The organism is Psychrobacillus sp. FSL H8-0510, from assembly GCF_038008345.1.
Lineage (GTDB): Bacteria > Bacillota > Bacilli > Bacillales_A > Planococcaceae > Psychrobacillus > Psychrobacillus psychrotolerans.
The window spans coordinates 1,011,714-1,025,857 of sequence record NZ_JBBOYZ010000001.1; the positions used below are offsets into that span (position 1 = coordinate 1,011,714).

Sequence of the window (14,144 nt, forward strand, 5' to 3'; positions counted from 1 at the left end):
AAATAGGATAGTAGTAAACTACAAGTATATTGAGGTGGAAAAAATGGATTTTCTAGCAAGAACAGATTTACACATTACCACTTGGGTAGTCGCACTAATCCTATTTTTTGTAGCATTAGCGATTGCTAAACCTAAAGTAGTTCATATGATTTTACGTTTGTTCTACATCCTAATCATCATTTCTGGGGTTGCTTTGTTCATCAAGGGCATGGACTTTGGTGAAGGAATGCTTTACGGATTTAAGTTCCTAGCAGGCATATTAGTAATTGGAATGATGGAAATGACTTTAGTGAAAAAGGCAAAAGGGAAACCGTACACAACTTTCTTAGTGTTAGTATTTGTTTTCTTCTTGATCGCACTTTTCCTTGGGTTCAAATTACCAATGGGTATCAACTTTTTAGCATAGGTTTTGGGAAGCTTTCACTTAGTGAAAGCTTCTTTTCATTTTATTGATATTGTGCTATTTTGAGAGAATAAGAGAGGGGGAGCTTTAGGTGGGAATAACATTGCTAATATTAGTCATTGTTCTAATGCTTGTTTTTGTAGGTGCGTCAGTTGTCATTGCAAATCTACAAAAAAACAATACTGATTCTCCTGGTGAACTCCAATCACATATCCTTCAAGAATTTCATAAAATTGAGAAACCACCAGAGTGATTGGTGGTTTTGTTTTTTATAAAAGTGTACTGCGGACAAGGGAATTGGAAAAAGGAACAGATGGTGTTTTCAGCCTATCAACATCTCAAAAAGTCACTCGGTAGTCGTAATGTAAAACATTGTTATAAAGCACTAGAAATACTTTTAGTATAGCTGTCACAGTTTGGACGAAATATAATAGATATTTAATGCTTTAATGGCGAAACAATAGCGATTAAAACAGAGCTTTGTTAAAATGAAATGTATATGCGTCAAAGGAGGATTTACCTTGAAGTTTACAAAATGGATTATAACTGGATTGCTGATGAGTAGTCTTTGCCTTACAACAACTCAGGTGAGCAGTGCAGAAACGAATAACTCTATACATAACGAAAGTATTTATGATCTATATGTAGATCGTTACTTCAATAAATTAGGAACGAATGATTATGAGGTCAATCCCAAAGATCCCAATGCATTCGCAGGTGGGGACTTTCTAGGTGTTTTAGAAAAGATGACACATATTAAAGATATGGGTTTCACTACAATCTCTATTGGTCCTGTTTTTTCTACTGAATCTTATGATGGAAAGCGAATCTTGGACTTTGAAGAACTAGAGAGACACTTTGGGACAACGGAAGAATTTAACGAGTTATTAGATGAATCACACAAAAAAGATATGAAGATTATGGTTGAATTTCCTCTAAATAACTTTAGTGACCAACATATTTGGTCAACCGACAACAAAAAGAGTGATTGGGTACTATCAACAGAAAATGGTCAGATGCAATTGGATTTGACTAATAATGATGTACAACAGGCTCTTATTGATACCATCGTAAAATTTGCAGAAACCTACAAAATTGATGGAGTTAAATTGTCAGAGTTGGAGGGAGCGCCAACTGCATTTATTAATGATTTAATCGCTGCTGTAAAAGAAGTTCGTGATCCTATGTATGTCATCGCACTCGAAGAGTCAGAAGCGAATTTTGACTTGGACTATTCAGAACAGCAAATGATAGATTTCCGGGATACTTTCAAAAATACAGATTTACCTTCAGAGTCTATTTCTTCCACAAATGAAGATAGCCTTGTAATGGTGGATAATTTGTTAACAGAGAGAATTACGTATCATAGTGCAGTGGAAAATATGTTCCCGCCTACTCGCATTAAGATGGCAATCGGTACAATTCTTACATTACCGGGAGTGCCGTATATGACATATGGTACGGAAATAGCGATGAATGGTCAAAAACCACAAGATAGCCACCAAATCATGAATTTCCGGGTAGATGAAGAGTTAATTGAATACTTAAAGGATATGGCCTCTATTCGCACAAAGTCTGAAGCAATGCGAACTGGTAAAATGGAATTATTAGAAAACAAAGATGGTTATGCAGTATACAAACGTTCTTCGGATGAAGAAACATTTTATGTGGTAGTGAATAATACAAGTGAGACCAAAAGAATAGATCTTTCTAGTGATGAAATCGGTGAAGATAAAGAACTGCTTGGATTATTTGAATCGGATATAGTCCGTGCTACCGATGATGGTTCTTACCGTTTAGTATTAGATAGAGAGATTGTCGAAGTATATCAAGTTAAAGATGATACAGGACTAAATAGTGCTTATATCGCTGCAATGGTCATTGCTTATCTACTGTTTATGTTATTTTTGATCATTGTTTGGCGTAAAGGGAAACAACGCCGAGTAGATGAAGAAAAAAGTAAATAACTAAAAAAACTGTCCACCTGTATTTACGGGTGAACAGTTTTTTTGTGGGACTGCGAAAAACTATTTTTTACTAGGGAAATTATGAAGAGGTGGAGATACCAACCACCCTTTACTTTTGTTTAAGCGTAGAATTTTTGCACCAATTTGAGTTTTAGCTATATGAAATTGTCCGTAAAGCATAGCAATATCTTCGCGGATACTTTCACCCATTACTTTGCTACATGCTACTAGTCCAGCAGCTGAATCCATGGCTAATGCCGCTCCAATTTCAGGGTCATTAAATCGTGCACCAACCGGAATATCTTCAAGTCGAGCATCTGCGCGAGCAGGGGGTGCAGGTGGTAAACCAACGGAATTTACTTTTAATATCTTCTCAATTTGTTTATTTTCTTCTTCCATAGCTTTATAGCACTCTTCTATCAACTGTTTTAGTTCATCATCACCTGCATGATTATAAAAAGTTTGATATGCGGCGATTAACCCGTTATTAATTACTAAGTTTGACCACAGAGCATATACTTCACCGTAATGTAAAGGTTCTTCTTTTGGATTACCACTCAAAATTCCCATTGTCTCACTCCTAGTTTATATTTTCACAGAATTTCTCCATGTAAATGGTAGTATGTGAAGTAAATGAGAAAGTATTCTCCAAAAAAAATAAGATCTACATAAACTATAGATCTTACTTTAACTTTTATGGTCGTTTATTTAAGAAAAACAGTCCCATTGTTCCTGGACCAACGTGCGCACCAATAGTTGAACCGATGGAATATATTTCAATATTCTTCGGATTGAATCTTTCTACAATCATTTGCTTTAAATCTAGTACTGTCGCTTCATCATCACTATGACAAAGAGCGATTGTCTGTTCACTTATAGTATCTCCTCGTTCATCCATCATATCAAGCATACGCTTCAACACTTTTTTACGTCCACGGATTTTCTCTAAAGGCACGAGCTTGCCATCTTCTACGTGGAGCAGTGGTTTAATATTAAGTAACCCTCCAACAAATGCGCTCGCTTTAGAAACTCTCCCACCACGTGCTAAATAATCTAAATCCTCCACGGTAAATAAATGTTCCATATGCTCGGCATGAAAATGTGCTTTTTCAATAATTTGAGCCGCATCCATTCCTTCATCACGCAGTCTAACTACTTCTTTAACGACCAAACCATATCCTAGTGATGCACATTGAGTATCGATAATCGTCAGTTTTAAATCTGGATACGTTTCTAATAATTGTTCCCGCATCATCATAGCTGTGCTGTAGGTTCCGGAAAGAGCCGATGAAAATGCAATATATAATCCTTCTTCTCCTGACTTTGCAAGATCTTCAAATAAGCGCAAAAATAATTCAGGTGAAACTTGTGAAGTTTTTGGATGCTTCCCTGCACGTATTGCAGCATAAACTTCCGAAGAATCAATACTAATAATATCCTCGTATTCATCTTCCTCAATATGAACTCTAAGTGGTGCTAAAAGAACGTTATTTTCTTCAAAAAAACTCTTAGGTAAATCTGAAGCACTATCAGCAAATATTCTCATTTCCCATCCTCCTGTAACTCTGTTTATTTGTATTAATTTCATAATTACTTGTTTCAAATATAATATAACTTTTGCGTGGCATCATATTTTTAATCATTTTTAGAAATTGTTGATTTTGGTTGTTGGAGGGTAAAGCGTCCGCCTGGAGTGAAAAACAGCAGAATCTATTTAGTTAAGTTTAATCTTTCTATTAGGAATTCTGCAATACCATCTTCATTATTCGTTAAAGTTACTTCATTGGCGATGGATTGAAGGGGACTAATTGCATTACCCATAGCTACTCCAACACCAGCATATTCTATCATTTCTAAATCATTATCTTCATCACCAAACGCAATAATACGTTCCTTTGGTATGTTTAAGAACTTGGATACTTGGGAGAGTCCAACCGCCTTATTTAAACCATGGCGTACAATTTCAATAACATCCCAAGGTGCACCCCAACGACGATGATCGATTACTTCCGCGTGAACATCTCTTAAATGCTGGCGTACTAAATCGACCGAGTCTTCTTCTGCGTGGATTAGTAAACTAGTTGGGTCTGTTTTCAAAAGGCTGCGTAAATCTCCGGTAGTTACCTGTGGATTCCCTAATGAAAATGCTGAGAGTATTTTTTCATCGTGATAATGTAAATATACATCATCTAATACCTCCGCGAGCATATTTTTGATGGAATAACCTTCTACCGCTTCAACTACTTGTTTGACAACCTTTAAATCTATCGGTGTATGTACAGTTTTCCATGAGGATCTTCCAGGATGATGAACAAATGCTCCGTTAAAGTTAACAATTGGTGTACTCAAACCGAGCTCTTTATAATACATTTCACTGGATCTATAAGGTCTACCAGTGGCAATCATTACTTCATGTCCCTCATTTTTTGCCTGCTGAAGTATATTTTTAGTTTTTGATGAAATTACTTTTTCATCGGTCAATAAAGTACCATCTAAATCTAACACGATTAAATGTGGTTTCATAAAAAAACTCCCTTCTATCTTACTTTAAAGTGTATCGTTTTCAATGAATAACGTCAAAATGTAAAATCAGCCTCTTTGAACTCTTAAGATTACTTTGGTAGAATAATGATAGAAGAAAGGCGGGATAGCAATGATAGTTACTACCGAGGCATGGGGAAACATTCCGTTATTACATATTTTTAAAGAAGAAACAAAAAAGGATGCTCCAATTGTCATCTTTTTACACGGATTTGAAAGTGGAAAAGAGCATAACCTACATTACGCTTACCAACTTGTACAACAAGGCTGTCGCGTCATTTTACCAGATGCACATCTACATGGAGAACGAGATGAAAAATTAGATGAAGTAGAAATAAGTCTTCGTTTTTGGGAAATTGTTTTAACTTCTATCGAAGAAGTTGGGCATATTAAGCTTGAGTTAGAAAAACGTGGCTATTTCACAGGTCAAAAAATTGGTATAGGTGGAACGTCAATGGGTGGTATTACTACTCTAGGCTGTTTAACAGTCTATCCATGGATTGACGCTGCTGCTATTATGATGGGTACGCCTGGTTATGTAGAACTTGCGAAAGGACAAATTGCTTCCGTTGAACAAAAAGGATTCAAAGTACCATTGAATGCGGTTGAACGAAAAAATATGTTCGACACATTAGCTACTTTTGACGCATCAAACTATCCTGATAATCTTATTGAAACGCCATTATTCTTCTGGCATGGAGAAAAGGATCCTGTAGTACCATATGAACCAACTGCCCAATTTATCGCTTCGCTTAGAAAGCGATATGATAAAAAGAACATAGTCTTGATGAACGAGAAGTCAGCTGGACATGCAGTATCACGAAAAGGATTGCTAGCTTCTATGCAGTGGCTTGCGGATAGTTTGGCATAAACTGTTGAGTTTGATATGATTGATATATAGCCTGTTAAGCGGGATAAAATAGAGGAGGTTTTCAATATGAGTCAAGATGAAGAACAAGACATGAAGGATAGTATGATGGCCGCTCTGGAAAATGTTATCGACCCTGAACTAGGCATAGATATTGTCAATTTAGGTTTAGTATATGATGTGCAATTAGCAGATGAAGATATTGCAAAAGTTACCATGACATTAACATCAATCGGTTGTCCAATGGGTCCACAGATTGTAGATCAAGTAAAAACAGCACTTAGTGAACTACCTGAAGTAAAAGGAACAGATGTGAATGTTGTCTTCAATCCACCATGGTCAAAAGACAATATGTCCCGCTACGCTAAAATAGCACTAGGAATTAGATAATAAAATACATCGAGTAAAAAGTCGAATCATAGTAGATTCGACTTTTTATTATTAAGCTCCACAATAGTGCCCTGAGTTAAACACGATTCCACCTAAGTTTCACCTTTCAAAATCCAAACAAAAAAGCCGCTGAATTAGCTCAGCAGCTAGTCAATTCGACAAATATGCAATGGACAGTTATCACACTCAACTTCTGTGCGTAAAAAAGGTAGATTATGAATTGTAATCATACCATTATCTAACGATAGAACCCTTTTTTTCTTTAAGTCATTTAAAATCCGATTTACAACTTCTCTGCTAGTAGCACAAAAGTTGGCCAACTCTTGATTGGTCAATGCGCGATCTATTAGTATACCACCATCCTCTTGTTTTACCCCATACGTATTTGTTAATCGTATTAATGTGGACAATAACGCACCTTTTTTCCCATGGAGCAATAAATCTCTTAAGCGAGTTTCGTTTTTTAAATTATGCACTTGTAGGATTTGAAGCCATTCTTTCATAAGAGTAGAATCATCCGATAAGTATTTTTCCAATGTAGAACGAGATAATACTAATAAGTGGGTAGGTTCTATTGCATTTGCCGAAACGGAATGATACAAAACTTCGCAAAAAATAGAAGTTTCTCCTATAATCGTATTATTTCCAGTAATTCTCAAAGTTAATATTTTTCCGCTTTCTGTATCCTTACTTATGCGAATGGTACCTGTTTTTACAAGAAAAACATCTTCTGACCTTTCACCTTCTAAAAAAATGGATTGATCTTTATCTACTTTTAAGTTGACTCCATATTGTTCGAATAGTGCATGTATACCTTGTGAATTGGAACTTTGTTCATTCATAATTATTACTTCCTTTCCGATATTCACATTTGTTTTCATATGTGCACTTTCATATATAATAGCATATTTAGGTAATTTACTTAACCAAATATCATGCCATATTTCTTTACAAAGGTTATAGGAAAAACGTATACTTATATTAGTCAAAGAAGGTCAAACTATTTCGCGAGGAGAGGTTTGTAAAATGCAAATGAAACAGCAAGATGAAAAAAGTCCTTTAGAAACGTACGGTAGAAATCTAGTAAATGCAGTCAAAGAGGGGAAAATGGATCCTGTTATTGGGCGTGATCAGGAAATAAGGGATGTTATTCGAATCCTATCGAGAAAAACGAAAAATAATCCTGTATTAATAGGCGAACCAGGGGTAGGGAAAACGGCCATTGTAGAAGGACTAGCCCAGCGAATTGTACGTAAGGATGTACCAGAAGGCTTGAAAGAGAAACAGATTTTTGAGCTTGATATGAGTTCGTTAATCGCTGGTGCAAAATATCGCGGAGAATTTGAAGAACGCCTTCAAGCCGTTTTAAAGCAAGTGAAAGATAGCGAAGGACAAATTATTTTATTCATCGATGAAATTCATACGATAGTTGGCGCAGGGAAATCTGATGGTGCAATGGATGCCGGTAATATGTTGAAACCAATGTTAGCGCGCGGGGAATTGCATTGTATTGGAGCTACAACACTCGATGAATATCGAATGTATATCGAGAAGGACCCAGCACTGGAAAGACGCTTCCAACAAGTAATGGTCAGAGAACCTTCTATAGAAGATACAGTTTCTATTTTACGCGGACTGAAAGAACGCTATGAACTACATCACGGGGTGCGAATCCATGACCGAGCAATTGTAGCAGCGGCAGAGCTTTCAAATCGCTATATAACAGAACGGTTTTTGCCTGACAAAGCAATCGATTTAGTTGATGAGGCTTGCGCGATGATTCGGACAGAAATCGATTCAATGCCGCAGGAACTCGACGAAGTTACAAGAAAAATGATGCAGCTTCAAATTGAAGAACAAGCGTTAATGAAAGAAAAGGATGCCGCAAGTCAAAAAAGACTAGAGCAATTGCGTAAGGATTTAAAAGAATTAGAGACTTCAACAAGTGAAATGCGAACAAAATGGCAGCTAGAAAAAGAGGCTATTCAAGTAATTCAACAAAAACGAGAAGTACTGGATCTCTATCGCCGAGAATTAGAAGAGGCGGAAAATCAATACGATTTAAACTTAGCAGCAGAGCTTCGCCATGGTAAAATTCCCACACTAGAAAAAGAGCTTCAAGTGTATGAAAACCAAGTAAATGAAGATACAGAAACTCGTCTATTACGAGAAGAGGTAACAGCAGACGAAATTGCCTCTATTGTTTCAAGATGGACTGGTATTCCTGTAACAAAGCTGGTAGAGGGAGAAAGAGAAAAGCTTTTACGCTTGAATGAAACATTAGGAGAGCGAGTAGTTGGACAAGATCAAGCTGTTCAGTTAGTGACAGAGGCGGTTTGGCGTGCAAGAGCAGGTATTAAAGATCCTCATAAACCAATTGGCTCTTTCTTATTTTTAGGACCTACGGGAGTTGGTAAAACGGAACTTGCTAAATCATTAGCGGCAAATTTATTTGACTCTGAGGAGCATTTTATACGTATTGATATGTCGGAATATATGGAAAAGCACAGTGTTTCTCGTTTGGTTGGAGCACCTCCAGGATATATCGGGTATGAAGAAGGTGGTCAATTAACAGAGGCTGTTCGTAGAAATCCGTATTCAGTCGTGTTGCTCGATGAAATAGAAAAAGCACATCCAGATGTCGCAAATATTTTATTGCAATTGATGGATGATGGACGAATAACAGATAGCCAAGGTAGAATTGTAAACTTTACAAATACAATTGTCATCTTAACTTCTAATATTGGCTCAGGGTACTTAGCAAATACAACTGGGGAAGTATCGGAACAAGATGAAAGCCTTGTGATGAGTGCATTACGTGAACATTTTAAACCAGAATTATTAAATCGCTTAGATGATATTATTATGTTCCATTCCTTAACCACGCATCATTTCATAAAGATTACAGAAAAATATGTGAAACAACTTCAAAGTCGTTTGCATGAACAAGAAATTGAGTTGCAAGTAGATGATTCAGTGATACGGTGGATTGTTGAGGAAGGTACAGATGCAGCATTTGGTGCAAGACCATTGAGACGATATATTCAACGTTACTTAGAAACGGCAGTAGCTAAACTTCTAATCGGTGGTACTGTTCTACCTGGCAGTAAGGTAGTTGCTAAAATGGAAGAGGATGAGCTGAAAATCATGATGGAAAGTTAATAAAATCATAAAATTTAGGAAGAACTACAAGAAAACCAGACAAAAAGACGCGCGGTCCTCAAAAAACAGAAACGTAGATATGCCGTTGATTTCCTCTGCGAGCGGACGCTTTCCGCGGGTACGGCTTCAGCCGCTCTGCGCTCCAATCAACTAGACACACTTTATATAAAAGTATAATTGGATTTAAAACCACTTAAATATACTAGTTCTATCTTAAAATAAGTAATGATGAATAGACTCAAATAAAAGAAAACCGAATCGCCCCTACATGATAAAATAGTATTCCTAACTAGGCAGACGGTTTTATCACTTTATTAACTTTGATTACTCTTATTATCTTAGGGATATACTTTGCCCTATCTCAGAGTGAAGACTACACTTTATATTGCTTGAAGTGGAAGGTGGCGACTCTTAGCGGGAGAGCTTGAGCTGAAGAACCAGCAGGAGCTTGCGAAGAGGAGGCTGAAGCCAAGCCTGCGGAAAAGCGTCCACCTGAAATCGAAATCAGTAGCATTATTCATCTTAAAAGTCCCGTAAAACCAGTGTTCATGTTGCATTTTTATATACTTTCTTTTCTATCACTAAAAAAAAAGCCTCCCGTGTTGAACTGCACCCCAATTGTTAGACACAATCTAACAATTGGAGGTGCAGTTTTTCTATGACAAAATATAGTTCTGAATTAAAATTACAGGCAGTTTTAACGTATCTAAAAGGAACAGCTTCCTTTAAAACAATAGCTGATCAGTTTCATATTAGCATAAGCCCATTAAAGGTTTGGGTAGTCCAGTATAAAGTAAATGGAGTAGATGCTTTTAATTCTACCTATACAAATTATGATTTGAACTTTAAAATGGACGTACTAAACTATATAAATGATTTTGGAGTAACTCCTAATGAAGCAGCTGCGATTTTTAACATCCCGTCTCCATCAACGGTACATAAATGGGTTAAATTGTATAACTCAACTGGTATTGACGCTCTGAAATCAATGAAAAAGGGGCGTCCAACCATGAAAAAAGAGTCAAATAAACAGTCAAAACGAATTCAAGTTGAAGGATCATTCGAAGCTCTTGAAGCACGTATTAAGCAACTTGAAATGGAAAACGAGTATTTAAAAAAGTTGAATGCCTTAGTTCAAAGCAAGGAAAAATCACCAAACAAGACAAAACACAAATAGTCTTTGAATTAAGGCATAAATATCTGGTGAAGGAGCTCGTTGAGCTCGCTGGTATTCCACGAAGTACCTATTATGATTTAGTGAAGCGAATGAATCGTCCAGATTCAGATGCAGAGTTAAAAGCTGAGATTAAAGTGATTTATGAAGAGCATGAAGGTCGTTACGGTTACCGTCGTATTCGCGATGAGTTAGCGAACCGTGGGCAAAAAGTAAATCACAAGAAGGTTCAACGCATTATGAAAGAGTTAGGTTTAAAGTGTGTTGTACGTATGAAAAAATATAGATCTTATAAAGGTACTGTTGGTAAGATCGCACCAAATATTTTAGATCGTAATTTTATTGCAAATGCCCCCAATCAGAAATGGGTAACCGATATTACGGAGTTTAAGTTACTTGGTGAAAAGCTTTACTTATCTCCTGTTTTAGATTTATTTAACGGAGAAATTATTACGTATACAATAGACACTAGACCAACGTATTCGCTTGTTTCAGAAATGTTAGAGAAAGCTTTAGAACACTTATCTGATGACCACCAACTACTGATACATTCAGACCAAGGTTGGCATTATCAAATGAAGCAATATCGTCACGCGTTAGAATGTAGGGGTATTGTACAAAGTATGTCCCGTAAAGGAAACTGTTACGACAACTCTGTGATGGAGAATTTCTTTGGCATTATGAAATCGGAATTCCTCTACTTAAAGGATTTTGAAAGTGTGGAGCATTTTAAAATCGAATTAGAAAAGTATATTATTTATTACAACACGAAACGGATGAAGGCAAAATTAAAAATGAGTCCGGTGCAATACCGAACCCATTTTTACCAAATTGCTTAATGAAATAACTGTGTCTAACTTTTAGGGGTCACTTCATGTGGGAAGGTTTTTTTAGTGATGTGCTTTAGCTGTTGGTTCCTCAGGAATGATAGCTGCGATAATTAGAACCATAATTGCAACTGGAATGGACATGATAATACCATTCATGAACACAAATTCAACGTTTTGCACGGAACTTACTACATAATTTAACATTGTAACTAAAACTACTGACCAAAATACTGTCATTATATATTGCATGTAATTTCACCTCAGGCGCTAATTTTATATATATATCATAACATAGCATAGCATATTACAAAAGAATATTTGGCAAAAGGAACTCTGTTGTTGAAAAATGTACATATATTCGTTATTATTAATACCAGGTACTAATAATAGATTATAAGAAAAGAGGAACTTTCATGAATGCGGGAATAATTGGTTTAGGAACATATTCACCTGAGCATGTTTTGACAAATGAAGACCTTGAGAAAAGAATGGATACATCTGATGAATGGATAAGAACAATGACTGGTATAGAAGAACGTAGAATTGCTGGAGAAGAAGAAAATACATCTCATATGGCTGTGAAAGCTGCAAAAGAAGCTATAAAAGACGCAGGAATAACAGCTGATCAAATTGGATTGATACTTGTAGCGACGGTAACACCAGACCGTCCTTTTCCAAGTGTTTCAACAATGATACAGGAACAAATTGGCGCAACAAATGCTGCTGCAATGGACTTGTCGGCTGCTTGTGCAGGTTTTATGTATGGACTTGTTACAGCGAAGCAATTTGTGGAGTCTGATACATATTCCCACGTACTTGTTGTGGGAGTAGAAAAACTCTCTAAAATTACTAATTGGGAAGATAGAAATACAGCAGTATTATTCGGAGATGGTGCTGGTGCTGCGGTAATTAGTAAAGTGTCAGAAGGACGAGGAATTTTATCTTTTGAACTCGGTGCTGATGGTAGTGGTGGGAAGCATTTATCACAAGAAGGTCCTCATCTTCACATGAATGGACGAGAAGTTTTTAAATTTGCAGTAAGACAAATGGGCGAATCTGCGATTAATGTAATAGAAAAAGCTGGTCTAAACAAAGAAGAAGTGGATATGCTCATTCCACATCAAGCCAATATCCGTATAATGGAATCGTCCAGAGAAAGACTAGGATTACCAATTGAAAAGATGTCTAAAACAATCCATAAATACGGTAATACATCTTCGGCTTCTATCCCATTGTCGTTATATGATGAAGTGATAAATGGCAAAGTAAAAGATGATGATATTATTGTGATGGTTGGCTTTGGTGGAGGATTAACTTGGGGTGCAATTGCATTAAAATGGGGAAAATAAGCGAACAATTTGGAAGGATGAATCTTACATGATGAAACGCAGAGTAGTAGTTACGGGTTTAGGAGCTGTTACACCACTAGGTAATAATATAGAAACAACTTGGTCGGGTATTAAAGAAGGAAAATCTGGTGTAGGTATGCTGACAAGATTAGATGCATCACAGTTTGCTGCTAAGGTTGCTGCTGAAGTAAAAGACTTTGATATTGAAAAATATATTGAAAGAAAAGAAGCACGAAAAATGGATCGCTTTACCCATTACGCATTAGCTGCTTCTATTATGGCTGTCGAAGATGCCAACCTGACAATAACAGAAGAAATTGGTCTTCGTACAGGAGTATGGATTGGTTCTGGTATAGGGGGAATGGAGACTTATGAAGCACAATTCCGTATCTTTTTAGAAAAAGGAGCACGCCGAGTAAGTCCATTTTTTGTACCAATGATGATTCCAGATATGGCAGCAGGGCAAGTATCCATTCATTTTGGCGCGAAGGCTATTAATTCTTGTTCGGTAACAGCTTGTGCATCTGGCACAAACTCAATTGGAGATGCATTTAAGGTGATTGAACGTGGGGATGCAGACGTGATGATTACAGGCGGAGCAGAATCACCTATTACTCATATGTCTGTAGCAGGATTTGTATCAAATACTGCCCTTACGTTAAATACAGATCCTGAGAAAGCATCTCGTCCATTCGATGCAAATCGCGATGGATTTGTAATTGGAGAAGGCGCTGGGATTATTATTTTAGAGGAATATGAACATGCCGTTGCACGTGGAGCTAAAATTTATGCGGAAATTATCGGATATGGCTCAACTGGAGATGCACATCATATTACAGCACCAGCACCAGGAGGCGAAGGTGCAGCTCGTGCGATGAAACAAGCACTTGACGATGCTACAATTTCACCAGAACAAGTAGATTATATTAATGCGCATGGAACGAGTACACCATACAACGACCATTTTGAAACAATGGCAGTGAAAACTGTGTTTGGAGAACATGCATATAAACTTGCTATGAGTTCTACCAAGTCTATGACAGGCCATCTTTTAGGTGCTGCAGGTGGGGTTGAAGCAATCTTCACTGTATTAGCATTAAAAGAGGGAATATTACCACCGACAATGAATTTAGACACTCCAGATCCAGAATGTGATTTAGACTATGTGCCAAATGCTGCAAGAAAAGAAGACATCGAATATGCTATGAGTAATTCATTAGGTTTCGGTGGACATAATGCAAGTATTTTATTCAAAAAAATATAAAATTATTCTCTCAAAGCATTTCCAAGGTTTATTTGGAAATGCTTTTTTTGAATTCTATAATTCATCGCTTTAAAGTGTTGATTAGTCAGTGTTTTAATACACAAAACAACTTTTTTGTAAGAGAAAATGTTGAAATATGTCGAATATATTAATATTCCAATAAAATATTTTAATTATTTATATATGCTTCAATCCT

General features: G+C 36.6%; 14 protein-coding genes. 9 read left to right on the top strand and 5 right to left on the bottom strand.

Annotated elements, in window-relative coordinates:
* The first annotated feature begins 43 nt into the window (after positions 1 to 43).
* From MHI40_RS04830 to MHI40_RS04840, 3 genes are all read left to right on the top strand, one after another.
* A complete protein-coding gene (locus MHI40_RS04830) occupies positions 44 to 406 on the top strand; it encodes a YisL family protein (RefSeq protein WP_093537330.1) in 363 nt (120 codons plus the stop codon).
* 88 nt (positions 407 to 494) lie between these two features.
* A complete protein-coding gene (locus MHI40_RS04835; RefSeq protein WP_175496271.1) occupies positions 495 to 656 on the top strand; it encodes a hypothetical protein in 162 nt (53 codons plus the stop codon).
* 268 nt (positions 657 to 924) lie between these two features.
* Positions 925 to 2,370, top strand: a complete 1,446-nt coding sequence (locus MHI40_RS04840; RefSeq protein WP_340761754.1) for an alpha-amylase family glycosyl hydrolase — start codon at positions 925 to 927, stop codon at positions 2,368 to 2,370.
* 60 nt (positions 2,371 to 2,430) lie between these two features.
* Here the strand turns inward: MHI40_RS04840 and MHI40_RS04845 are convergent, their stop codons facing one another.
* The 3 genes from MHI40_RS04845 to MHI40_RS04855 form a co-directional block, all read right to left on the bottom strand.
* Positions 2,431 to 2,940: a DUF3231 family protein gene (locus MHI40_RS04845; RefSeq protein ID WP_093537332.1), complete on the bottom strand. Its 510-nt coding sequence runs from the start codon at positions 2,938 to 2,940 to the stop codon at positions 2,431 to 2,433.
* A 124-nt stretch (positions 2,941 to 3,064) separates the two neighbouring features.
* Positions 3,065 to 3,916: a DegV family protein gene (locus tag MHI40_RS04850; RefSeq protein WP_340761756.1), complete on the bottom strand. Its 852-nt coding sequence runs from the start codon at positions 3,914 to 3,916 to the stop codon at positions 3,065 to 3,067.
* Positions 3,917 to 4,080: 164 nt separating this feature from the next.
* The gene (locus tag MHI40_RS04855) at positions 4,081 to 4,893 is read right to left on the bottom strand and encodes a Cof-type HAD-IIB family hydrolase (RefSeq protein ID WP_340761757.1); all 813 of its coding nucleotides are present in this window, start codon (positions 4,891 to 4,893) and stop codon (positions 4,081 to 4,083) included.
* A 130-nt stretch (positions 4,894 to 5,023) separates the two neighbouring features.
* Here MHI40_RS04855 and MHI40_RS04860 point away from each other — a divergent pair, with 130 nt between their 5' ends.
* Both MHI40_RS04860 and MHI40_RS04865 read left to right on the top strand, forming a co-directional pair.
* The gene (locus MHI40_RS04860) at positions 5,024 to 5,782 is read left to right on the top strand and encodes a prolyl oligopeptidase family serine peptidase (protein WP_340761758.1); all 759 of its coding nucleotides are present in this window, start codon (positions 5,024 to 5,026) and stop codon (positions 5,780 to 5,782) included.
* 66 nt (positions 5,783 to 5,848) lie between these two features.
* The gene (locus MHI40_RS04865; protein WP_093537336.1) at positions 5,849 to 6,169 is read left to right on the top strand and encodes a metal-sulfur cluster assembly factor; all 321 of its coding nucleotides are present in this window, start codon (positions 5,849 to 5,851) and stop codon (positions 6,167 to 6,169) included.
* A gap of 146 nt (positions 6,170 to 6,315) precedes the next feature.
* On the opposite strand, the gene MHI40_RS04870 is transcribed toward MHI40_RS04865, so the two are convergent.
* Entirely contained in the window at positions 6,316 to 7,158 is an 843-nt protein-coding gene (locus tag MHI40_RS04870; RefSeq protein ID WP_340761759.1) for a Crp/Fnr family transcriptional regulator, read from the bottom strand.
* A 37-nt stretch (positions 7,159 to 7,195) separates the two neighbouring features.
* Between MHI40_RS04870 and MHI40_RS04875 the strand changes: the two genes are divergently transcribed.
* Positions 7,196 to 9,331 (top strand): ATP-dependent Clp protease ATP-binding subunit, encoded by a 2,136-nt coding sequence (locus MHI40_RS04875; RefSeq protein WP_340761761.1) that lies wholly within the window; start codon positions 7,196 to 7,198, stop codon positions 9,329 to 9,331.
* 658 nt (positions 9,332 to 9,989) lie between these two features.
* A protein-coding gene (locus tag MHI40_RS04880) for an IS3 family transposase (RefSeq protein WP_340761762.1) occupies positions 9,990 to 11,344 on the top strand; the annotation gives its coding sequence in 2 pieces (ribosomal slippage) (positions 9,990 to 10,443 and positions 10,443 to 11,344; 1,356 coding nt in all).
* Between the two features lie 51 nt (positions 11,345 to 11,395).
* Here MHI40_RS04880 and MHI40_RS04885 read toward each other — a convergent pair.
* Entirely contained in the window at positions 11,396 to 11,584 is a 189-nt protein-coding gene (locus MHI40_RS04885) for a YjzD family protein (protein WP_340761764.1), read from the bottom strand.
* Between the two features lie 164 nt (positions 11,585 to 11,748).
* Between MHI40_RS04885 and MHI40_RS04890 the strand changes: the two genes are divergently transcribed.
* Both MHI40_RS04890 and fabF read left to right on the top strand, forming a co-directional pair.
* Positions 11,749 to 12,684: a beta-ketoacyl-ACP synthase III gene (locus MHI40_RS04890; protein ID WP_340761765.1), complete on the top strand. Its 936-nt coding sequence runs from the start codon at positions 11,749 to 11,751 to the stop codon at positions 12,682 to 12,684.
* 28 nt (positions 12,685 to 12,712) lie between these two features.
* The gene (gene fabF / locus MHI40_RS04895) at positions 12,713 to 13,948 is read left to right on the top strand and encodes a beta-ketoacyl-ACP synthase II (RefSeq protein ID WP_340761767.1); all 1,236 of its coding nucleotides are present in this window, start codon (positions 12,713 to 12,715) and stop codon (positions 13,946 to 13,948) included.
* Positions 13,949 to 14,144 lie beyond the last annotated feature (196 nt).